Genomic DNA, 23649 nt, shown 5'->3' with positions numbered 1-23649 from the left:
TATATGAAAAAGAATTTTATTTAAGATTAAATAAAAATATGACAATAAAGTCATTAAGAAAAAAGTAGAACATATATAGTTCTATAACAGTTATAATCTTATATAATCAAAATAAATCTGTAAGTCTAAAATCCCAAATCATCAATACTAACAAAGTATAAATAAATCTGTTACTTACTTCTTTACCATTTTCATTATCAAAATAAATATTAATTCTTACTCTGTCATGAAAATCAGTTTTAGAATTAACATCTGCCTCTATAGTAAAAGTATCTCCATTCTTTGATTTTAATGAATAATTTTTAACGACATCGTATCCTATATATTCAGAATACATTTCATATCTTGCCCCAAAAGCCTTGAAAGTACCATAAGCTATTTCTGAATTATCTATTTTTTCTATTTCGCTTTTTAAATTATCTTTGTCTAATTTTATAACAGTTAATTGCTGTAAAGCCTGTGATATTTCATAATCTTCAAGCTGCTTTCTCCATTTATTTATAGTGTTATCGTCCATTTCTATAGGGCTTGACAAACTTATAAAAGTATTATCATCAATTTTTACTTCTTCATCTTCACAGTTTGAATAACTTCCGTCGCCTGAATATCTGAAAGTAGTTATAAAATTAGAATCTTTATCATATAAATTCCATATCAAAGATGAAGCAAATCTATTCATCATAGCATTATCAATAAAAATATCTTTGAATATATCATAACTGTATTTCTCTCCGCTTGCTAATAAAACAGCCAAAAGAGAAGAAGTATTTTTCATAAAAGAAGGAATCTCTTTTCTCAATTTTGTTACTTCATCTTTTAAATCTTCATCAAAGTTTTGAGGAATCTTTTTTAATTCTTTGTTATTTTTTATATCATACAACATTAAAGAATAATCACTATTCAAAATTAATTTATAATCTTCATTTAATACTCTTTCACCTTTAGAATTAAATCCGAAATCAGATGAATATCTTAATTTGAATTCATTATAGCTGATATCCATTTTTTCCATAACTTCATCAATCAACTTATCCGCTTCATAACGAACTTCAGATTTTTTTGTATTTGAATATATTTCGTATAATACTCTTAATACATATTTACTTTCTATATTTAATTTAATTATTAAAAGCGATAGTTTTGTGTCATGTTCTTTTTTATATATATTTTTTACAGCCTCATCTCCTCCGTATATAGCATATATAAAAGCAGCAGTTTCTTTATTAGTTTCATTATAAATATTTTTAGCAAAATTTATAAAAGATTCTTTATCAAGCAAATTAACTATATTATCAATCTGAATTAATTTTTTTACATCTCTTTTAAGAAGCAAATATTCCAAATATATATATTTTAAAACTTTATTTGCAACTTCTCTTGATTTATCTTTTATTAAAACTTTATAATCATTTATAAAGCTAACTTTCTTATCATCTTTTTTATTATAATTATCTTCAACATACTTTTCTGCTTCTTCTATAGTTTTGAAATTATAATTATCTGTAACAGATGAAAGTTCTTCGCTAAACTCGCTTTCTAATCTCTTTTTAAATGACAAAACTTTTTTATTTGTGTCTTTTGAAATAAGATCATATATTTCTTTGACATTATCTTTTGTAACAGTTAAATAATCTTTATAAGAACCATAAAATGCCTGAAGATATGCTTTAATTCTTAAAGGAAGTTCTTCATACCTTTTAAAACATAAATTACTCATTTCTGATACTTTATTTAAATCCCAGTTTGCTAATGAGTCAAAACTATTATAACCTTCGGCAAAGTCAAACATTCCAAACATTGTTTTTAATTTTTTTGTATCCCATTTATCCAAAGGCTGATTAAAAGATTCAGTACCGCGAAACATAGCTTCCATAGTTTTTACATTAGATACATTCCAGCTATTTAAAGGCTGATTAAATTTTAAACTTTCATTAAACATCTCATTCATATTTTCAACTTTTGAAGTATTCCATTTGTCAAGCGGCTGATTGAATACAAAAGCACTTCTAAACATACCCTCCATAGTTTTTACTTTAGACACATCCCAATCATTAAGAGGCTGATTAAAATTAACACATATACTAAACATATACCCCATATCTTCAACTTTACTAACATCCCAATTACTTATATCTTGATTAAATGCTTTAGCATAATTAAACATAGCCCTCATAGTTGTAACATTAGAAACATCCCATTTGTCTAAAGGCTGATTAAAACTTTCTGCTACCTGAAACATACCGCTCATATTTGTGACATTAGATACATTCCAACTATTTAGAGGCTGATTGAATTTTTTACAATTATCAAACATTCTAAACATATCCTCAACATTAGAAACGTCCCATTTATCTAAAGGCTGATTAAAATCCTGACAATAATAAAACATGAATCTCATATGCTTAACTTTGGATACATTCCAATTATTAAGATTACGATTAAACTTAGCTTTAGAACGGCTTTCAAAACTATCATAACTCATATATGCAAACATATATGACATATCCTCAACATTAGAAACGTCCCAATCTTCTATGCCTTCAAAATCTTTTCTTTCACTTTTATAAAAAAGCTCGCTCATATCAGTAATAAGGCTTGTATCTACATCGTAAAGTTTTATTCCGTCAGTGTATACTAATTTTTCTAATTCTTCTTTTGTTGATGGTTTATATTTCTTCATAATAATATGCTCCTTAATAAGTTTACATAATTTCAAATTATATATGCAGTATAATATATATACTGTAAATTTCTATATAAAATATAATTTTATTTATGATTGTAATACTTTATGTTCTTAATCTATTTAATTACTTTTACTATTTATACTAATTATCATGTTTAACTATTTTCATGATTGAAGTTAGTGTTATATGATTATTATACTTGTTTCAAAACTATATTTACTATTATTTATAATAATTTAAATACTGAAAAATTAAATAGTATAATATTTTAAACATAAAAAATTATTAATTAGTGCTGATTTATAAAAAACTTTACATATTTTTTTTATTAAAAGTTTTATTAAAATATATTGAGATTTTTACATTTAAATATACAATATAATTATACATAATAAAATCAGGAGTATATATGAGTATAGGCTCTAGCAGAAGCAAATTAGAAGATGGAATTAAATTCTTTAGAAATGAGAATTATAAAGAAGCCATAGATTCATTAGAAAAAATTTTCTCAGAGAAAAATGATGTAGAATCAGGATATCATTTAGCATTAGCCTATGCCCAAATTCAGGATTATGACAATACGCTTGAAGTATTTGATAAGATTATGAGAAGATTGGATAATCCTCTTAGGCTTATGCAGGCACATATTATTGTAGGCTATATTTATGCGGTAAAAGAAATGTATGATCTTGCCGAATTTGAACTTATAGATGCTTTATCATCAGGTGTAGAAAATACTCAAATACATGCTGCATTGGGATATGTTTATTATAAAAAAGGGAATATAAGAAAAGCAATAGATCATCTAAAAAAAGCTGTAACTCTTGATCCTAAAAGTGCTAATGCCAGAAACTCGCTTGGTTTCATTCTAGCTGATACTGGTACTGATATAGATGAAGGAATTGAAGAGATAAAAAAAGCTATATCAATAGACCCTAATAATCCTGCATATTTAGATTCTTTAGGATGGGCTTTTCTTAAAAAAAATGATTTAGAACATGCTAAAGAATTCCTTACAAAAGCATTTGAACTTGCTCCTACAAACAGAGATATTAAAGAGCATTTACTGCAATTAGATCAAGCATCATATAAAAAATAAATTTAATTTAAAGGAAGTCTATGAAATATATTATAACTATCATTTTTTTAATTTCACTATCTTTATATTCACAATACAATTTTCAATACAGCGGAAGCATTATAGTAAACAGAGATGGAAAAGATATTAATACAAAAGCATTACAAGAAGTAAATGAAAATGATATAATAGAAACTAAAAAAAATGCCTATGCAGAAATAAAAATAAATAATAAATATTATTATATAGCCCAAAACAGTAAAGTAAAAGTAACATCTAAAGGTACAGAACTTATAAATGGGGCAGTATATACAAGAAACAGCGGTTTTGATTCTTTAAAAGATTTTGAAGTTTATGATAATAATTTGCAAATATATGCTGATCCTTTCCCATTTTATGCAGGAAAAGTTTCAACTATATTCATAACTTCTAAAGATGATATAAAAATAAAATCTTCCAAGCTGTTAGGAAGTGCAAGACCTATAGTTAAATTTTTTGAAATGAAAGATGCTGATGCAAATATGAAAGTATATAAAAGCATATTCGGTATATATGTAGGTGCTCAGGATGAAAAATATCAATTTGTTTCAAATATTGAATTGAATGATAAAACTATTCTTGATGTAGCTTTAAATATAAAATTAGATTTTACTCCTCCTCCTCCTAAACCTAAGCAAATTCCTGGTGTTACTTCCACTATGAAAAATATTATAAGCAACCCTCAAAAATCAAGAGAGGAAAGAGAATTATTGAATGGTAAAATCTATGTCAGCTATACTCCTACTAATTATGCTGATAAAGTTTATATAATGCCTTCTCAGGGAAGATACTCGTCTGGTTTCGGTGCTTTTAGAGGATATACAAAGGACTATGCAAGATATCATCAAGGCTTCGATATAGCAAATACTAACGGCACACCTATAATTGCAGCAAATAACGGAGTTGTAAGAGTATCAAGAGAGTTATTTGTCAGAGGCAACTGTGTTGTTATAGATCATGGAGAAGGTGTTTATAGTTCATATTTCCACATGTCCAAATTAATAGCCAAAGAAGGACAGTATGTAAAAAAAGGAGATGTTATAGGTTTAATAGGTTCTACAGGAATGTCTACAGGACCTCATTGTCATTGGGAAATGAGAGCTGGAAACATGACTTTTGATCCTCTAAGTATATTGGAAAAACCTGTTTCATTTAATACTAAAGTTCTAACTAAAATAAAGTAGTTTAGGATTAACAAAAAATAAATGAAAATAAAAGATAAATCAATAATAAATTCAGAAAATATACATAAAATAGAACCGTTTTTTATTAGGTACCTTACTATAATAAGTTCAATAACTATTATAGTACTATTTATTTTTTTCTTTGGTACAAATAGATTAAATGAAGAATATAATACCATCAATATTTGGAATAAATCTGTTTCATCAATAGAATCCCCATCGCATGATAATAATTTTAATATAGATGGTATATTCAAGCATAATTTTTTCAGCAAGCCTGAAGGTATAATACACTATTTTGATTTTAATGGCGATACTATATACAGCACAAATTTGTCAAGGGGTGAATTGGCAACATTAAACAACGAAAACTTTATTGTGTATAAAAGATATGGAAATTATATAGATGCCTATAATAATATGGGTATAATTATATGGCGTACAAATACATCCGTTTATCCTGAAATAGCTCCTTATGCTAAAAGAACTATATATCATTCAAGCGATAATTCAAAGATACAAATGTTTGATTTTAATAATAATCCATTAAGCAGACATATTCAGTATGGAGAAATTATAACAGATGGTGCATTTGCTCTTAATACAGGAGATTATATTGCAGGTTTCTCAAGCGGAGATATTGCATATATAAATAGAAACGGCAATTTGGATTTTTCTATATCAGCAATATTAAGCGAAATAAATATAGTAAAATCAGTTGCAATAAGTGAATATGGAAGTTTTGCATTATCTGTAAGCGGAATAAGACCAGAATATATTACTCTATATGATGCTAAAGGAAGCACTGTATGGTATTCCGATACGCAATTAAACAGAAGACGTCATGTATCATCTTATGTAAGTGAAAGATCTATGACAGCTTTTATGCTTGCTGACAGAGATATTATTTTATATTCTTTAAACAGGGGAAAAGAAACAGACCGAATTAATTTAGAAAAATATAATATGCAGAATGCTATTAATATGAAATTAAACAGCGAAACTAATTCAACAATTATGAGTGTTTCAAAAGATGCCGAAAGTATTGTTTTTATATATAATAATCAATACAAAGAAATAGTATTTGAAAAACATATAAATGGATGGGTATATTACCTTGATATATCAAATTTACAAAATGAATATATGATTGTAAGTGATAAAATGATTTATACATACAAGAGGGTTAAACTATGAAAAAATATATATTAATATTATTTATTTTATCATCATTTTTGTTTGCTAGAATTCCTATTGATAATACAAGAATAAGAATAACAAGTACATTTGGAGAATTCAGAACAGATCACTTCCATAACGGTGTAGATTTCGGGGGAAACAGAATGGAAATTTATCCTATAGAGGATGGAGAAATAGTTTATTACCATGATGAATATGAAGACCCTACAAGACCTGTATACGGAGTAGGAAATATACTTATGATAGAGCATCCTGACAGTGTTAGAAGTTATTATTATCATATAGAACCGGGCACAATAGAAAAGTCTTACGCTAAAGTAACAGAAAAAGATGTTGTGGCACTTACTGGAAACAGCGGAAGATCAGGAGGAGCACATTTGCATTTAACTATAGAAAATATGAAAGAAGGTTTGGTTATAGATCCATTAGAATATTTAAAAATAACTAAAGGTTCTGATCAGGCCCCATTAATTCATGGTATATATTTAAGAACAGAAAACAGATTAATACAAATAAAAGATAAAATGTCCATGAGATACAACGGAGAGATAAAATTATTTGTAAAAGCATACGATTTGCTTGGAAGTATACCAATGGGACTTAAAAGAGTTAAAATATATATGAATGATGAATTAGTACGTGATTATGATTTTACATATTTTATAAAAAGGGATAATGTATATTATATATCTCCAAAATATACTTTTGAAGAAGTTTACGGAGTAGATTCGCATTTTTATAGAGGAGGTGTTTTTATCCCTAAAAGAGGAAAATATACATTTAAAGCAGAAGTTACAGATTTTGATAATAAATCAGTTGTACTAACCAGAACTGTTAATTTCTATTAAAAATATTTTTAACCATAAATAAAATATTAATAATTATCATCAAAATTATTTATTGTATTTTTGCAGGTTTTTCTGTAAAATATATTATAAAAAATACAGAGATAATATTATGAAAAAAATAGGTATTTATATAGACTTAGAAAATATATGTCATTTAAGTTATGATATTAATTTTGAGTTAATGCTTAATAATATATTTTCTTTTTATAAAAATAATTTAAAAGATAAAGATATTTACTTTTCTGTAAAAAAATCTTATGGTGATGCCAAGTCAATAAAAAAGTACTCAAAAAAATTAAGGGACTTACACATAGACATTATTTATTCTGTACCTGTAAATAAAGCTAAAAACATGGCTGATATGATATCTTCAATAGATGCATTTGAGGATTTTGTAATATATAAAAAAATTGATATAATTGTATTTGTAACTAGAGATGTTGATTATAGTGTTATTATGGAAAGATTAAACAGATATGGAGCTTTAACTTCAATTGTTACTATTTTTGATAATGCTAAAAGAGATATATTTAGAAACTCATGCGATCATATATTTAAAATAGAAGATTATAAAATAAATGAAAAAGAAGAAAAGGATATAAAAGCAGAAAACAAAATAGAAAAGAATGATTTTTTGCAATGTTTTTATAATAGGGTTATTGAAATATATAATATCAGCAGTAATACTGAAAATATAAAAATTTCTACTTCTGATATATGCAATAAAATAAATGAAGATTTTAATTTAAAAAAAGGAAAAAGTGCTATAGAACAGACACAATTTAAAAAAATTAAAAATGTACTAAAATATTTAAATAATAATGGAATAGAGGCAAAAACTGACGGAGATGACTTTTATATAGATGATATAAATATTTTCAAAAATATAATGTCAAATATTTTAAACTTAAGCATTTATGAAATAACTAAAAAAGATTTAATTGCATCATTTAAAGACATATTGAGTAATCATGAAGAAAATAAAGAGATACCATTAGCCAATGCCATGAATGAAATAAATAAAAAATTTAATATAGGCAATGGTTCTAGTGCAATAAAACATACTAAGTTTAAAAGACCTAGTAAATTCATAGATTATATAATAAAAAAAGATACTCCTATTGAATTAACCAATAAGGGAAACAGCTTTATTATGAAAGATAAAAATAAAGTATTAGAGATTCTTGAAAACATAGAAGATGAACAATAAAAAATAATTTAATTTTTACTATAAGGAAATAATATGTCAAATATAACTGTTATAGGAATGGGTTTAATGGGAGGCTCTTTAATAAAAGCATTAAAGTGCTGTAATAAAAATTATAATATATGGGCTATAGATACTAATAAAGATAATATAGATTCAGCATTGAAAGATAAATATATTTTAAAAGGTGATTTTAATTATGATAATATAGAGAATGCTATTAAATGGGCGGATATTATTATGATATGCACATTGCCTTCTATAGCGTTGGAGATAATAAATAAATATAAACCATTAATTGATAATAATAAAATACTTTCTGACTTTTGCGGAGTAAAAACAGATATATTTAATAATACAAAAGATAAAAAGTACGTAGGTCTTCATACTATGGCTGGAAAGGAAAAAGGAGGTTATTTAAACTCTTCTGAAAACCTGTTTAAAAACTCCAATGCCATTATTACGCATAATGAAAATGCTTATGAAAATGATATAAAAATAATAGAGAACATGGCAAATGATATAGGATGTGCAAATATTATTGTATCATCAGCAAATAAACATGATGAAATGATAGCATTTACAAGCCAGCTTATGCATATAATAGCATGCTCAATTGTAAATCATGAAAGTTTTTTGAATTCTTTGGGTTATGAAGGTAACAGTTTGGGAGATCATACTAGAGTTGGTACAATAGATGCTAATATGTGGAGTGAATTATTCATGTATAATAGTACATATTTATCTGATTCACTTTCTAAATATATAAAATGCTTAAACGACTTTAAAAAAGCACTTGATGATAAAGATATTGATGAATTAAAAAATTTAATGATCAATTCAAATAATGTAAAAAATGAATGGCTTAATAGAAAAAATATTAAATATTAGAATATACTAACAAAAGTAATATATACTTAATAATTATATCCCCCCCAATTAAAGTTAGGGGGGACTAAAAAAATAAATAAATGCTTTCTTAAATAAAAACCGCATATATATGAACTTGTAAAAATAAACTAGTTTGACATTATAAATAATACTGCTATAATGAAAATATTATCATAAAAAATGCAATTATCTTTTTTATGATAAGACATATAATACTATATTTAGGGTTAATCCAAGTTATGAAGATAATAAAATTACTAAAGAGAATTGATAAAAACAGAGAATTAAATATAGAACTATACAAAAAAGAACATATAGAAAATAAAAAAGATAAATTACGTTTTGAAAAAATGCTTCAAAAGTCTGTATCTATGGGATTAGTAATGAGAAAAGGAAATTTTTTAAAACTAACTAAAGAAGGCAAAACGTATTTAGAAAAAGAATTAAAAAGAATAAATGAAAAAGATGTATCAAAAAATAGAAAGTTAAGTAAAAATAAAAATGATGATAGGGCTGGCAAAAAAACAAGCATACCAAAGCCTGAAATAAAAATAGATGTTAACAATGCCAAAAAAGATGCTGAGATAATAGCAAAAGCATATAATGTACCCACAGATTTTCCAAAAAAATGTTTGGAAGAGGCTAAACTACTGCCAGACAGCATGGAAAATGTAGAATTAGAGTTCGACAGAATAGATTTAAGAGATATAAGAACTGTTACAATAGACGGAGCAGATTCAAAAGATTTTGATGATGCTATAAGTATAGAAAAATTAAATGACGGATATAAATTAGGCATTCATATTGCTGATGTAAGCCATTTTGTAGTAATGGGAAGTTCTTTAGACAGAGAAGCTAGAAAAAGAGGAAACAGTGTTTATTTAATAGATACAGTTTATCCGATGTTTCCTCATGAACTGTCAAACGGTATATGTTCTTTAAATGAAGGTGTTAGCAGATTTACTATGACGGTATTTATAACAATAGATAATAAAGGCGATGTTAAAGAAAGCAGTTTTCATAAAAGCGTTATAAAATCAAGCAGAAGGCTAACTTATGATTATGCTCAGGATGTTTTGGACGGCATAGAAGAAGATGAAGATTGGCTTGTAGAATTATTAAAAAATGCTGATGATGTAAAAAAAATACTTCTTCAAAAGAGAATAGAAAACGGAAGTATAGAGTTTAATCTTAATGAAACTCAGATAATATTAGATAAAGGCGGAAACCCTAAAGACTTTTTTATAGGAGAGAGAAAAGAAAGCCATAAAATAATAGAAGAATTAATGCTTATTGCAAACTGTGAAGTAGCTAAAAGATTACAAAATATAAAAGGTTCTATTTACAGAGTGCATGACAGTCCAGATACGGAAAAGCTGGATACTTTTACAAGAATAGCATTTAATAGAGGATATAGAATTACAAGAGATGCTGAAGGGAATTTGGATTTTCATTCATTTATAGAATCGATAATGGGAAAGCCAGACGAAAAATTGCTTCTTACACTGCTTCTTCGTTCTATGAAACAGGCAATATACGATGTTAATAATATAGGGCATTTTGGGCTTGGTTTTGAATGCTACACTCATTTTACTTCGCCTATAAGAAGATATACCGACCTGCTTACTCATAGACTTTTAAAACTTTCTTTAGAAGGTATAAATAATTTAAAACCTACTATGCAGCAGTTTTATACCAATTCGGCACAGTGGTGTTCAAAAACTGAAAGAATTGCAGTTGAATGCGAGAGAATTTTAGCTAAAGTAAAAGCTGCTAGATTTATGAAAGACAAGGTAGGAAATGAATATAATGGAATAATAAGCGGAGTTACAAACTTCGGAATATTTGTAGAAATAGAAGATAGAGGAATAGAAGGCTTAATAAGATATGCTCTATTAAAATCTCATTATCATTATGATGAAAATGAACAGGCAGCATACAGCGAAGAAGATGCTAAATGGTACACATTAGGCGACAGAATAAGAATAGTAGTTTATAAGGTTGATATTAAAGAATTATTTATTGACTTTATGCCTGCAAGCGAATTTGATAATAGTTTTGATGACAGAGATATAATAGACAGCAGAGATTTCTTAAAAAAGAAAAACAAAAAAGAAATATATTCAAGAAAATCTAAATCATCTAAAGATAAAAAAAGAAATTCATCTAATAAAAAAGAAAGAAAAAAAAATAAAAAGAGAAGATAATGTATTAAGCTTAACTTAATATTTAGATATATTAAGTTTATATTGATTAATATTATTTTTTAATTTGTTTAAATAAATTTCTGATATTGGAAAAAATATATATTCATGCGAATTGTACTTTTTATATATTAACCTATAAATTCTTATTTTGTTTTTGATTTATATTTTTCTTTAGTAATAGAGTATACTTAAATTTATTTTATAAAATGCAGTATTTTAAAACTATTTTTAAATTTTTTATAAAAAAAAATAATAATTTAATAAAAAACCGATAACATTACTATTGACAATAATACTATTTAGTGTATAATATTTTCAGCAAATAAAAATTAATAATTAAGGAGATTAAATATGTCTTCTCAGATGAACGAACAACTAGAAGCTATTTATAACAAAATAGTTAAAAGAAATCCTGGTGAAGTTGAATTTCACCAAGCAGTAAAAGAAGTATTAAGCACTTTAGAAGTTGTTTTAAAGAAAAAACCTCATTATGTAGAACAAAAGATAATTGAGAGAATATGCGAACCTGAAAGACAAATTATGTTCAGAGTTCCTTGGATGGATGATAAGGGAGAAATACATGTAAATAGAGGATTTAGAGTACAATTCTCAAGTGTAATAGGACCTTACAAAGGAGGACTTCGCTTTCACCCATCTGTTTATTTAGGTATTATTAAATTTTTAAGTTTTGAGCAAATATTTAAAAATGCTCTTACAGGTCTTCCAATAGGAGGAGGTAAAGGAGGTTCTGACTTTGATCCTAAAGGAAAAAGCGATAATGAAGTTATGCGTTTCTGCCAAAGCTTCATGACAGAACTTCAAAGACATATAGGTTATGATATCGATGTTCCAGCTGGAGATATAGGAGTTGGCGGAAGAGAAATAGGCTATTTATTCGGACAGTATAAAAGACTTAAAAACAGATTTGAACCAGGTGTATTAACAGGAAAAGGATTAGGTTACGGCGGTTCTTTAGTACGTACTGAAGCTACTGGATACGGACTTGTATATTTTACTGATCTTATGCTTAAAACTAATGGTAAAAACGGCTTTGAAGGTAAAAAAGTTGTAGTTTCTGGTTCTGGTAACGTTGCTATATATGCTATGCAGAAAGCTTCTCAATTAGGTGCTAAAGTTGTTGCTTGCTCCGACTCTAATGGTGTTATTTATGATGAAAATGGTATTAATTTAGATACTGTTAAACGCTTAAAAGAAGTAGAAAGAAAAAGAATTAAAGAATATGCTTCTGCTCATTCTTCTGCTAAATATATAGAAAATGGAAATATTTGGGATATTGCCTGCGATATTGCTATGCCTTGTGCTACTCAAAATGAAATTAGTGCTAAAAGTGCTGAAACATTGGTTAAAAATGGCTGTATCTCTGTTACTGAAGGAGCTAACATGCCTGCTACTCCTGAAGCTGTTGAAATATTCCAAAAAGCTGGCGTATTATTCGCACCTGGAAAAGCTACAAATGCAGGCGGTGTTGCTACTTCTGCTTTGGAAATGCAGCAAAATGCTTCTCTTGATAAATGGGATTTTGATTATACTGATAACAAACTTAAAAATATTATGACTAATATTCATAATACTTGTTATCAAACTGCTGAAGAATACGGATGTAAAGGTGATTATTTGAAAGGGGCAAATATAGCTGGCTTTGTAAAAGTTGCTGATACAATGATACCTTACGGTTTAGTTTAATACTTTATGTAGTTTTCTGTAAATGCCATTAGTATGAAATATTACTAATGGCATTATTTTTTAATATTTAGCTTTTTGTTTACAGCATCATTTCAGTATACATAAAAATATTATAGGTGTTATAATTTTGTATTTTATAGGATTAGCATTAAAGATATATATAGTGTTTTTATATATTATTGTTTTAAATGTAATATAATATTATATAAAATAAGATATAAATATACAGCCTTTTACCCGCCAATATCAAAGATGGACTACTTCGGCACACAGAGCGGTATGAATTTATGATTTACAGCAAAGCCAAAATTATCAAAATTAATAATACAAATATATACAAGTACAAAATTTCAACAGATATATTGTAATAATTATGATTCTTTAGCTGATGCTATTTTTCCATAACCTTCAGCCTCTACTTTATCATCAGCATATACTTCTTCAACATGCATATATATAAATAATGATCTCCTGTTTCAATAAATTCTTTCAAATTGCATTGTATAGCTGCTGCACTATAAAGAGGAATTTTTATATCGCTTGTAGGAATATCTTGCATTTTTATTTCAAATTTTTCTATTTTGTCTATATCTCTTCCGCTATGTATACCGCATTCCATTACTATTTTTTTAATATTTTCACTTGGAATAGTAATTATAACTTTTTTATTTTCTCTAACTAATTCACCGCTATAAGAACTTTTAGCCATAGCATAAGCTATCATATTTGGGTTATAAGATAGATAAGTATACCAAGATACAGTTACTAGATTTGTACTTCTGTCAGGTTTCTGAGTGCATACTATTGCAACAGGATTTGGAGAAGTAATTTTTGATGCTTTTGCCAAATTTATTTTTTCCATGAAATGCTCCTTGTTGTTATTAAAAATTATAATAACTTCATCCTAAAAAACAAGTACGAACAAAAATGTTAGAAACTAACTTTTAGTGAAGCTATAAATATAACTATTAATAAAATATATTATACTTGATTCAAAACTAATCTTATTAATTGTGATGACCATATATGCTATAAATTTGAAAATACAATTTTTACTTAATAGCAGTGTGATTTTATTTGTTTTCTAGTAAAAAAATTATAACAATGATACTGCTTTTTTATTTTTCAAGATGTATAAAAACTTATACTACTAAACAAAATATATTTTTTTAATATATTGACTTTTTATTTGTTTTAATATATTATTAATGACATCTATAAGTATGGCGGCGTCGCCAAGTGGTAAGGCAGGAGTCTGCAAAACTCTTATCATCGGTTCAAATCCGTTCGCCGCCTCATTTTCTAACTATGAATGACAGCAGAGTTAAAAGATTATATTTGTTCCTTGTATGTTTTGGAATAGGAACTATAGCTATACTTATACAGCTATTTAATTTAACTATAAAAAATAGAAAATCCATATCTTCATTAAACGGACTGGATAAACCTAGAGGGACAATATATGATTCTAAAATGCGTCCTCTTACTATAAATATACCAGCATATACAATATATCTTGATACAGAATCAGTTTCATTAGACGGAAATGAAGAAACCGACATAAATGAAGCCTACAGTCAAATATTTAATATTATAGGGATAACCAAAGAAAAATTTTCAGAACTTCTTAATACTAAAAGAAGAACTATAATGCTTGCTCAGAATATAAATTTGGATTCATATAAGAAAATAAAAAATATTAAAGATAAGTATAATGTAAGAAGTATATACGGTATAGAAAGTTATAAGAGATTTTATCCCTATGAGGATGTTTTTGCTCATGTTATAGGCTATATGAATAGAACTGAAACGGAAGGATATGCAGGACTTGAGGCAACTTATGAGTACATGCTTTCATCAGAAAATGATAATCCTAAAGATATAGTACTTACTTTAGACAGAGATGTTCAAACTATAGTGCGAAATGAAGTATTGAAAACGGTTGCAGAAAAATCTCCTCAGTCTGTAACCGTTATAGTTTCTGATGTTAATACTGGAGCAATAATAGCAAATTATTCATATCCTTCTTTTGATCCTAATAATCCTTTTGATTATGTTAATAATGAAAGGATGGATAGAAGTATAATGAGTACTATATATCCAGGAAGTACAATGAAAATATTTGCAGAGCTTGCCGCCATAGAACAGGGCGTTGTTAATAGTGATGAGGTTTTTCATTGCAAAGGCTATTATGACTACAGCAGACAAACTAGAATACACTGCGATTATCCTCATGGGGATGTTTCTTTTAATGATATATTAAAATACAGCTGCAACTATGCTATTGTAACTATAGCTGAAAGAATAGATAGGCAGTTTTTTTATGATTATTTGAAAAGATTTGGTTTCGGAGAACCTACAGGGGTAGGACCTTACAAGAATGAATGGAGCGGAATATATCACCCTTTAAATAAATGGCATAGATTTTCACGAGGATATTTATCTATAGGCTATGATTTAAGCGTTACGCCTATGCAGATAGCAGCTTCTTATTTGCCTCTTTTGAATGGCGGATGGAAAGTTCCTATGCATGTTGTTGATTATTTTTATAATGGTATTGAAAAAATAAGTGCTACTAACAATCTAAAAAAGGTAAGAATAATAGATGAACAGTATTCGCAGATAGCTAGAGTTTTGCTTAGAAAAGGCGTTGAATCAGGCTCTACAGGATACAGAGCTAATCTTCTTAATATAGATGTTGTAGGCAAAACTGGTACAGCTATAACTGAGGTTTACAGAGATAATGCTGATGATAAACCTGAAAAATATTATCAATCTATATTTATAGGCGGTTTTCCTCTTGAAGATCCAAAGATATCCATACTTGTATTATTGGATGATCCGCAAGGTGCTGGCAATCAGGCAGCAGGAAGGGTAGCGGCTCCTCTTTTTGCAAAAATTGCTAATCAAATTATACCTTATTTAGGTTTGGTTGATGGGGAAATATATACTATAAATACTAATGAGTTTCTTTCTTTGGTTCCGCCTTCCAATAATTATGGAATTACAAACAATATTATGCCTAATATATCAGGTCTTTCTTTAAGAGATGCTTTGAACAGTATATCATATATTGTTTCTAATAATAATGCCAAGATAGCTATACAAGGCGAAGGATATGTTTCTGATTTTTCACCTGCTTATGGAAGTACGGTTACAAATAATTCTATAATAAGGCTATTATTAAAGGCACCTGTTAAGGAATAATTTAATTTTTCGGGGTTTTATACTATGAGCAATATACTTAGTTTCGGAGAACTTTTATATGATGTATATGACAATACAGCAGTTATTGGAGGAGCACCTTTTAATTACAGCCTTCAATTATCAAGACTTATTGGAAGCGATGATAAATTAAAGTTTATAACAGCTTTAGGTAATGATGATTATTCTAAAGATGCATTAAAGTTTATAAGTAATGAAAATATAGATTCGTCTTTGATACAAATATTAGATAATTATGAAACAGGTAAAGCTACAGTATTTTTAAATGAAAATAAGGTTCCTGATTATATAATACATGAAAATGCTGCTTGGGATAATATAGAATACACTGAGAATATAAATAGTGCCTTGAAAGAAAAATATGATATATTTTATTTCAATATACTTTCACAAAGAAATGAAAAATCATACAGTACTCTGAAGCAAATATGCAAAAATATAAATGCTGATTATAGAGTATGCGATGTAACATTTAGAAAGAATTATTATACAAAAGAAAAAATAAAAGAGGCTTTAGAGTTTGTAAATGTATTAAAAATTAATGATGATGAACTTGCTGTAATAAAAGGCTTATTTTATCCTTCCTTAAAAAATGATAATGAGATATTATTAAAAGAACTTAATAAAGATTTTAATATAGATTATATATTTCTTACATTAGGTAAAGACGGGGCAAGTGTATTTTATGGTAATGAGTATATATTTAATCCGTCCAGCAAAATAGATGTTATTGATACAGTAGGAGCAGGAGATTCATTTTGTGCTGCTTTGAGCTATGCTATATTAAAAAAACTTGATATTAATAATATATTGAAATTTGCTTCTGCTGTTTCTGAGGAAATGGTTCAAGTTAAAGGCGGAACTGCTAGATATAATGTTAATGCTGTTAAGGCTAAGTTTAATTTATAATTATTTAAGTTCTTCCTGTATAGTATTTAAATTTCTCTTTCGTTAAAAATCTTATAGATGTGAAATTTCCTGTATAATTTTCATTTGTTATGATTGAATTTCTTATATTGTCATATAATAACTGCAAGTTATTCTGCATCATATTGTCTATATAGCTTGAAGGATATTTTGAAATATACTGATGTATTTGTCTGTTAATCAATAGAGAAATAAATTTAGAAGGAGGAGTATTATAAGCTAGAAGTCCTTTATATATTCTTATATTTTGATTTAATGTCATTTTTTCTTCTTGGCTTTGTGCTTCTTTTTCTTGTTTTTCTAAGTCTGCTAAAGTATTATTAATATTATATATATTATTGCTGTATATATTTTTACCTTCATCGCTGAAAATATAATTGGCATCTATATAAAATATATATTCTTTATTATCTGAAGATATTATTTTATCAAATTTTTCTATTACTCTAAATCTAATATTTAAATTATAATTAAAACTATTTTCGGCTAATAATAATCCGCTTAATATGGTAATTAATAATAAAATAATAAATATCTTTTTCATATTATATTATTCGGAATTATTTTTTTATTATTTCGGTATTGACGATAGTAATCTTATAAAATCTCTGTCATTTGGGAATAATTTTAACGCTTCTTCTGATATAGTATTAGCATTGTTATATCTTCTCTCATTATATTCAGTAACAGCATAATTATAGTAAGACACTTTTAAATTTCTTTTTAAAACATCAGCATCATCGCCTATATCGGATATTCCCATTTTATATACTTTTATTGCACTAGGATAATCTTTTTGGCTTAAATATGAAGTACCCATAGTATTATAATAATGTATTCTATTATTTTTTGTCATAGGACTTGAAGGATTAAATGCCAATGCTTCTCCCAATGTTTTATATGCAGATTCATAATTATTGTTTTTAAGATAGTCTAATGCAAGTCTGTTGTATGCATTCACCAAATTATCATTATACATTTTCGTATTTGGAGAAAGATAATATGCTTTTTTAGCCATAACAAGCTGCTTTTCCAAATCTTTTTCTATTTTTTTTAATGAAATTGAATTTGGATATAATGTAGCTATTAGTGTAAATATATCAGCTTCATTTCTGTTTCTGTAATTTCCTTGAGGAACAAATGTAACTATTGTGGAGTTTCCTGTATTTCTTATTTCTTTCTGACCAGGATTAAATCCTTTTGATACTGTAGTTTCTACATCTATATCTCCCTTTTCTGTGGATACTGTGCAGAAAGCATGGCTTGAAGTGAGTACTCCTACAACTTCAAATCCGAATTCTTTATATAATAGCGAATATAATATACTTGAAGTTAAGCAGTTATATTCACCTTTATATATTAAATCCTGAAATAGGGTAGAGGTTTCAAAATATTTTTTTAATACTCCGCTGGAATACATCCAATTCAGAAGTATTTTTCCAAATTCATAAGGACCTTTTTCAACATATTGAGATAATTCATTTTTTGCTAAATTCCTTATATCATTTAATTTGCCTCTGTAGAATTTAAATTCTTCTTCATCTGTAATTCCTGATGCTATTATAAACCCATCATAATGTATTTCTATATCATTAGTTTCGCCGTTATCTATTTTTGTAAAGAAATCATATTCCAATTTTGTAAGTTCGCTTGCCTCAAATCTTATTTTGTCTGAAGGCTTAGCATATATTAAATTGGATAGCATTATTATAATAAAAAAAGTAATTTTAATATAGTGTTTCATATAACCTCTAAAGCTATATTATTTTAAATTATCCAGCTCATCTCTATATCTAGCTGCATCTTCGTATCTTTCTTCTTTAACAGCCTGATCTAATAATTTCTGTAACTCTTCTTTATTTTTTTTATTATTATCCTTTGGTATGTCTTTATCAAGATTATCTTCGTTTACAGAATTATCATTTTGAATTATTAAACTTTCTTCATTATTCTCTTTAATATCTTCTCTATCAAATCTTTGATATGTAAAAGGTATACTGTCCTTAACTTTCATTAATCCTTCACTGTTTTCAAGTATTATTCCAGCTTTTTCTATAACATGCTCTTCTATAAAAATAGGAGCTTTTGATTTTAATGAAAGGGCTATAGCATCAGAAGGTCTTGAATCGATAAAAATATTTTTTCCATTATGTTCTATAACCAATTTTGAAAAGAATGTATCTATATGTACATTATCTATTATAACATTTATCAATCTAATACCGCAGTTTTGAAAAATACTGTTTACTATATCATGTGTAAGAGGTCTTTCTATCTTATATCCAATTAGACTTGACATTATAGACTGTGCTTCTAAATATGCTATTGATATAGGAACTACTTTTTCTAATTTTATCGGCTTTAATATGACTGCAAAACCTTTATCCGTAATTGCTAAATTAAGTATCTTTGCTTCAACCACTTTAATAAACCTCTTTATAAACCTATTATATAGTTATATAATATTAATATATATATATTATTTGTCAAGGTAAATTTTTTATAAATCCCATATCATATTTTATTTATAATTATTTTTCCGATAAGTAATTAAATTTGTATTAATATTTTACTAATTTTATATTGATATAGTTTAATTATTAATTATAATTACTTGAAAAAAATATAATATTTTATAATATGGAACTATGAGAAAAAAGATATTTTTAATTATTACACTATTATTATTAACTTTAAATTTATTTTCACAGACAGAAGAACTACCTCCTTATCCGCCTGAGAATCCTGAAGTTATACCTATAAGCGAAATTTATGAGGGAATGGAGGGCGTTGGATACACTGTTATACATGGAACGAATGTAGAACCATTCAAAGTGAAGGTTTTATCCATTTTGAGAAAAAGATGGCATAACAGTGATGCTATACTCATACGATGCGAAGGACTTGATTTAGAACATTCAGGTACGGTTGCAGGAATGAGCGGTTCTCCTATATATTTTAATGGCAAAATAGCTGGAGCATTGGCTTTCGGATGGAATTATGCCAAAGACCCTATAGCAGGCGTTACTCCAATAGAAGAAATGTATAAACTGTATGATGATACTAATGCTAAATCTCCTGCATTAGCTTTCACAGATAATAATTCGCTTCAAACTCCATTAATATTTTCTGGCATAAGCGGAAAAGCATTTAATGAATATTCAAGTATTTTCAAAAAAGGCGGATTTTTTCCTATGCAGGCTGGAGGCTCCGTTTCAGATACTAATCAATCAATGAAATTCCTATTTGGAGATTCTGTTGCCATAGTTTTAGCTGACGGAGATGTTTCAATGGCAGGTATTGGTACAGTTTCACATACTGATGATGAGAAATTCCTTCTTTTCGGACACTCTATGTGGTCTAAAGGAAGATTAAGAGCCCCTGTATCAAGGGCATATATTAATCATATAGTTGCCTCCGTGGACTCTTCATTCAAATTAGGTGCTGCTTATTCCAATTATTTAGGATATACAGTTTATGACGGAGTTTTCGGGGTTTCTGGAGTTTATGGAGAGGTTCCTGAAAATACTATGGTTCCTGTAAAATTGGAGATAGAAGATCAAACTTTCCTTACTAGAGATTATAATTTTAGAGTATTGAATGATCCTACATATTTTTCTGATATACTCTCAATGGCAATATACAGTGCTATAAGTTCTACTGCAGGCGGAGATGAGGAAGGAGTATTTAGTATAAGCTATGAAATAGAAACTGATTATTTTAATGAACCTTATAAAGTAGATGACAGAATACTTGCTTATTCTTCTACTGATGCTTTCAAATCTGCCATAAAACAATTAATAGCACCTGTTGATTTCTTTATATATAATAATTTTAACAGAGTAGGCATAAAATCTGTGAAATTATCTATTAAAAGAAATAATCTTGAATATGCATTCTTAAATGATATAACATTAGTAGAACCTAGAGCTGTAGCAGGCGAAACTATACATTTAAGAGTAGGATTTACTCCTTACGGACAGGAGAAGCAATATATAGATATACCAGTTAAACTTCCTGTTAATTTGAAAACAGATAAATACAGTATTTATGCTGCTAATGAGTATATTTATAATTATGCAGAACAGTTGTTTATGCCTAATAAATATGAGATTAGAAGTTTAGATGATGTTATGCGTATTTACGGTAAATCTTATGATGACAGTGATATAAAAGTATGGCTTTATTCATCATCAAGGGGAGTGCAGATAGGTAAGGATTTATATCCTACGCTTCCTCCATCAAAATATGGTATTATGGCAAAGAATGCTACATCTGATAAAGCTGCCGTTATAACTGCTGTTGACGGAGATTATCAAATGCCGTATTCTATACTTGGTTTAATGAAATTAGATATAATAATTGAAGGGGCTAAAAAATATGAGAATCGCTAAGATTGTTTTTATATTACAATTAATATTAATATTATCTTCCAATATGGTTTTTGGTGTTGTTACAAGAACATTTTCAAGCAGCAGAAGAGGATTTTATGATAATGGAATTTATGACGGTATAATGCTTACAGAACAAGGTGCTTTAACTTTAGCCCCAGTTATAGAGCAGAATGGAGCTATTGCTGGAAAAGATATATGGAAGATTTATCCTGCAAATGACGGAAGTATGTTTGCTGCTATAAGCGGAAGCGGTGCTGAACTATATAAAAGAAATGCAGGGGAAACAAATTTTACGCATTTTTTAACGGCTGAAAATGAAAGTGCCTTTACTGCTGTTATTTCTGATGATGCTGGAAATGTTTATGCGGCAACTGGTCCTTATGCCAAAATAAGAAAGTATGACAGTCAGGGAAATGAGATTTGGTCAAAGGACTTGAATGATACTTATGTATGGGATATGAAATTTGACAATAATGGTAATTTATTTCTTGCTGCAGGCGGTAATAATGCCAGAGTATTAAGAGTTTCTCCTGATGGGAATGTATCTGAAATATTAAAAACAGATGAACAGCATGCTATGTCATTATATTTTGATAAAAAAGGAAATAAAATCTATGTAGGAACTGCTGGAAGAGGACTTGTTCTATGTATAGATTTATCAACTAATTTAGAAAGCCCTTCATACAATGTTGTTTATGACACTGCTGAGAGCGAAGTTTATGCTATAACTATGGATAATACAGGTAATTTATATTTCGGCACTGCTACAAGAGAACCTGCTTATTTGCTTCTTCCTTCTATAATTGACGGGGATAAAAGACCTGATGAAAGCGATAAAGAGTTTAGAAATTCATTATATAAAGCAGATCCTAGCGGAACAGTTCAAAGATTATTCTTTTTGAATCAGATGCTTGTATTTGCTATGAGCAGCGATAATAATAATAATGTCTATTTTGTAACAGGAGATACTGCTGATATATATAAAATAAATGGTGATGACGGCTTATTATCATATATAGGCGGTTTGAAAAATAAAATACTTTCAACTTTTGCTGTTTCTGATGACGGACTTTATTTTGCCATATCAAAAACTGGTGAAATATACAAAATAAAACATGGTTATCCTCAAAAGGGCAGTTTCACAAGCGATACTTTGGATTTGAAACTTTTAAGCAAATTAGGAAGTTTAAGTGCTATGGGAAGCATACCAGACGGAGCCAATATATCTATAGAGGTTAGAACTGGAAATGCTGCACGTGTGGATGATACTTGGAGTGATTTTACTGCTGTTGCTGCTAATGGAAAAGTTGATGTTCCTAATGGAAGATTCATGCAGTTCAAAGTTACAATGGAAACATCAGATACAGAGATTACGCCTATATTAAATTCTGTGGATTTCACTTATGTTGAAAATAATTTAGCACCTGAAGTTTTGAATGGAGGACTTACCACACGCTACCGTCAGCAAAATGATTCTTCTGAAACAGCTAAAAGTCCTCAATTAGAAGAAAATGAATCTATGGTATATTGGAAAGGTTCCGATCCTAATGGAGATAAATTGATATATGATTTGGAATACAGATTAAAAGGTGAAAAAAATTACAGAAAATTAGCCAATAATTTAGAAACATCATATTATAAATTTAATTCATATTTGATGCCTTCTGGAATATATGATTTCAAAATCACAGCAAGCGATAAATATGATAATCCTGTAGGAGCAATAAAAACAAAAAGTTTAGAAGTATTTAATGTTAAATATGATAATGATCCTCCTGAAATATTTGATTTTAATGTAACAGGAGATGGTGCTAATAGAAAAATAACTTTTAGAATAGAAGATAAACTTTCTTTTATCAAAACAGTTAGATATTCTACTATAACTGGAGAATGGGCATATATAGTTCCTGATGACGGAATGCTTGATTCTACAAATGAAACTTTTACCGTGAATATAGAAGATGCTGAGGCAGGTTCTGTTACTATTGAGGTTATGGATACGGAAGGAAATACTAAATATTATTCATTCTTAATATAAAATATAATAATATAATTAGA

The 23649-nt window shown here is 27.7% G+C and carries 17 protein-coding genes and 1 tRNA gene; 13 read left to right on the top strand and 5 right to left on the bottom strand.

What is annotated here, in order from left to right:
* Window positions 1-106 precede the first annotated feature (106 nt).
* Complete coding sequence (locus Q0J69_RS03640) at window positions 107-2680, bottom strand: BspA family leucine-rich repeat surface protein (protein WP_297204412.1); 2574 nt, start codon at window positions 2678-2680, stop codon at window positions 107-109.
* A 416-nt stretch (window positions 2681-3096) separates the two neighbouring features.
* Between Q0J69_RS03640 and Q0J69_RS03635 the strand changes: the two genes are divergently transcribed.
* The 8 genes from Q0J69_RS03635 to gdhA all read left to right on the top strand — a co-directional run bounded on the left by Q0J69_RS03635 (window position 3097) and on the right by gdhA (window position 13045).
* Window positions 3097-3786 carry a tetratricopeptide repeat protein gene (locus tag Q0J69_RS03635; RefSeq protein WP_297204411.1) on the top strand — a complete coding sequence of 230 codons (690 nt, stop codon included), beginning with the start codon at window positions 3097-3099 and terminating at the stop codon, window positions 3784-3786.
* A gap of 20 nt (window positions 3787-3806) precedes the next feature.
* Window positions 3807-4988: a M23 family metallopeptidase gene (locus tag Q0J69_RS03630; protein ID WP_297204409.1), complete on the top strand. Its 1182-nt coding sequence runs from the start codon at window positions 3807-3809 to the stop codon at window positions 4986-4988.
* A gap of 21 nt (window positions 4989-5009) precedes the next feature.
* Window positions 5010-6185: a hypothetical protein gene (locus Q0J69_RS03625; RefSeq protein WP_297204407.1), complete on the top strand. Its 1176-nt coding sequence runs from the start codon at window positions 5010-5012 to the stop codon at window positions 6183-6185.
* Window positions 6182-7036: a M23 family metallopeptidase gene (locus Q0J69_RS03620; protein ID WP_297204405.1), complete on the top strand. Its 855-nt coding sequence runs from the start codon at window positions 6182-6184 to the stop codon at window positions 7034-7036. Before Q0J69_RS03625 ends, Q0J69_RS03620 begins: the two co-directional genes overlap by 4 nt.
* Window positions 7037-7145: 109 nt before the next feature.
* Window positions 7146-8246, top strand: coding sequence for an NYN domain-containing protein (locus Q0J69_RS03615; protein ID WP_297204403.1), 1101 nt, complete (start codon window positions 7146-7148; stop codon window positions 8244-8246).
* A 33-nt stretch (window positions 8247-8279) separates the two neighbouring features.
* On the top strand, window positions 8280-9134 hold the full coding sequence (locus Q0J69_RS03610; RefSeq protein ID WP_297204400.1) for a prephenate dehydrogenase: 855 nt from the start codon (window positions 8280-8282) through the stop codon (window positions 9132-9134).
* Window positions 9135-9373: 239 nt separating this feature from the next.
* Entirely contained in the window at window positions 9374-11341 is a 1968-nt protein-coding gene (locus Q0J69_RS03605) for a VacB/RNase II family 3'-5' exoribonuclease (RefSeq protein WP_297204398.1), read from the top strand.
* A 351-nt stretch (window positions 11342-11692) separates the two neighbouring features.
* Complete coding sequence (gdhA, locus tag Q0J69_RS03600) at window positions 11693-13045, top strand: NADP-specific glutamate dehydrogenase (protein ID WP_297204397.1); 1353 nt, start codon at window positions 11693-11695, stop codon at window positions 13043-13045.
* A gap of 415 nt (window positions 13046-13460) precedes the next feature.
* Here the strand turns inward: gdhA and Q0J69_RS03595 are convergent, their stop codons facing one another.
* Entirely contained in the window at window positions 13461-13907 is a 447-nt protein-coding gene (locus tag Q0J69_RS03595) for a flavin reductase family protein (protein WP_297204395.1), read from the bottom strand.
* Between the two features lie 363 nt (window positions 13908-14270).
* Here Q0J69_RS03595 and Q0J69_RS03590 point away from each other — a divergent pair.
* The 3 genes from Q0J69_RS03590 to Q0J69_RS03580 all read left to right on the top strand — a co-directional run bounded on the left by Q0J69_RS03590 (window position 14271) and on the right by Q0J69_RS03580 (window position 17179).
* Window positions 14271-14341, top strand: a tRNA-Cys gene (locus tag Q0J69_RS03590).
* Window positions 14342-14353: 12 nt separating this feature from the next.
* Window positions 14354-16252 carry a penicillin-binding protein gene (locus Q0J69_RS03585; RefSeq protein ID WP_297204393.1) on the top strand — a complete coding sequence of 633 codons (1899 nt, stop codon included), beginning with the start codon at window positions 14354-14356 and terminating at the stop codon, window positions 16250-16252.
* 24 nt (window positions 16253-16276) lie between these two features.
* Complete coding sequence (locus tag Q0J69_RS03580) at window positions 16277-17179, top strand: PfkB family carbohydrate kinase (RefSeq protein WP_297204391.1); 903 nt, start codon at window positions 16277-16279, stop codon at window positions 17177-17179.
* Window positions 17180-17183: 4 nt separating this feature from the next.
* Here the strand turns inward: Q0J69_RS03580 and Q0J69_RS03575 are convergent, their stop codons facing one another.
* From Q0J69_RS03575 to Q0J69_RS03565, 3 genes are read right to left on the bottom strand one after another with little or no spacing between them, the layout of a single operon-like run.
* The gene (locus Q0J69_RS03575; RefSeq protein WP_297204389.1) at window positions 17184-17741 is read right to left on the bottom strand and encodes a hypothetical protein; all 558 of its coding nucleotides are present in this window, start codon (window positions 17739-17741) and stop codon (window positions 17184-17186) included.
* Window positions 17742-17768: 27 nt separating this feature from the next.
* The gene (locus Q0J69_RS03570) at window positions 17769-18941 is read right to left on the bottom strand and encodes a hypothetical protein (protein WP_297204387.1); all 1173 of its coding nucleotides are present in this window, start codon (window positions 18939-18941) and stop codon (window positions 17769-17771) included.
* Between the two features lie 18 nt (window positions 18942-18959).
* Window positions 18960-19619: a bifunctional nuclease family protein gene (locus Q0J69_RS03565; protein WP_297204385.1), complete on the bottom strand. Its 660-nt coding sequence runs from the start codon at window positions 19617-19619 to the stop codon at window positions 18960-18962.
* A gap of 226 nt (window positions 19620-19845) precedes the next feature.
* On the opposite strand from Q0J69_RS03565, the gene Q0J69_RS03560 reads away from it, so the two are divergent.
* Complete coding sequence (locus tag Q0J69_RS03560; protein ID WP_297204383.1) at window positions 19846-21591, top strand: SpoIVB peptidase S55 domain-containing protein; 1746 nt, start codon at window positions 19846-19848, stop codon at window positions 21589-21591.
* A complete protein-coding gene (locus tag Q0J69_RS03555) occupies window positions 21578-23629 on the top strand; it encodes a sugar-binding protein (RefSeq protein ID WP_297204381.1) in 2052 nt (683 codons plus the stop codon). Before Q0J69_RS03560 ends, Q0J69_RS03555 begins: the two co-directional genes overlap by 14 nt.
* Window positions 23630-23649: the final 20 nt, after the last annotated feature.

The sequence above is a fragment of the uncultured Brachyspira sp. genome, assembly GCF_944388875.1.
GTDB lineage: Bacteria > Spirochaetota > Brachyspiria > Brachyspirales > Brachyspiraceae > Brachyspira.
Note: the sequence above shows the minus strand (reverse complement) of the source record. Positions and strands in the feature narration are given on the sequence as shown.

Excerpts from the sequence above, each read along its gene's own strand:
- Q0J69_RS03640 (WP_297204412.1), bottom strand. The coding sequence starts at position 2,680 with ATGAAGAAATATAAACCATCAACAAAAGAAGAATTAGAAAAATTAGTA.
- Q0J69_RS03635 (WP_297204411.1), top strand. The coding sequence starts at position 3,097 with ATGAGTATAGGCTCTAGCAGAAGCAAATTAGAAGATGGAATTAAATTC.
- Q0J69_RS03630 (WP_297204409.1), top strand. The coding sequence starts at position 3,807 with ATGAAATATATTATAACTATCATTTTTTTAATTTCACTATCTTTATAT.
- Q0J69_RS03625 (WP_297204407.1), top strand. The coding sequence starts at position 5,010 with ATGAAAATAAAAGATAAATCAATAATAAATTCAGAAAATATACATAAA.
- Q0J69_RS03620 (WP_297204405.1), top strand. The coding sequence starts at position 6,182 with ATGAAAAAATATATATTAATATTATTTATTTTATCATCATTTTTGTTT.
- Q0J69_RS03615 (WP_297204403.1), top strand. The coding sequence starts at position 7,146 with ATGAAAAAAATAGGTATTTATATAGACTTAGAAAATATATGTCATTTA.
- Q0J69_RS03610 (WP_297204400.1), top strand. The coding sequence starts at position 8,280 with ATGTCAAATATAACTGTTATAGGAATGGGTTTAATGGGAGGCTCTTTA.
- Q0J69_RS03605 (WP_297204398.1), top strand. The coding sequence starts at position 9,374 with ATGAAGATAATAAAATTACTAAAGAGAATTGATAAAAACAGAGAATTA.
- gdhA (WP_297204397.1), top strand. The coding sequence starts at position 11,693 with ATGTCTTCTCAGATGAACGAACAACTAGAAGCTATTTATAACAAAATA.
- Q0J69_RS03595 (WP_297204395.1), bottom strand. The coding sequence starts at position 13,907 with ATGGAAAAAATAAATTTGGCAAAAGCATCAAAAATTACTTCTCCAAAT.
- Q0J69_RS03585 (WP_297204393.1), top strand. The coding sequence starts at position 14,354 with ATGAATGACAGCAGAGTTAAAAGATTATATTTGTTCCTTGTATGTTTT.
- Q0J69_RS03580 (WP_297204391.1), top strand. The coding sequence starts at position 16,277 with ATGAGCAATATACTTAGTTTCGGAGAACTTTTATATGATGTATATGAC.
- Q0J69_RS03575 (WP_297204389.1), bottom strand. The coding sequence starts at position 17,741 with ATGAAAAAGATATTTATTATTTTATTATTAATTACCATATTAAGCGGA.
- Q0J69_RS03570 (WP_297204387.1), bottom strand. The coding sequence starts at position 18,941 with ATGAAACACTATATTAAAATTACTTTTTTTATTATAATAATGCTATCC.
- Q0J69_RS03560 (WP_297204383.1), top strand. The coding sequence starts at position 19,846 with ATGAGAAAAAAGATATTTTTAATTATTACACTATTATTATTAACTTTA.
- Q0J69_RS03555 (WP_297204381.1), top strand. The coding sequence starts at position 21,578 with ATGAGAATCGCTAAGATTGTTTTTATATTACAATTAATATTAATATTA.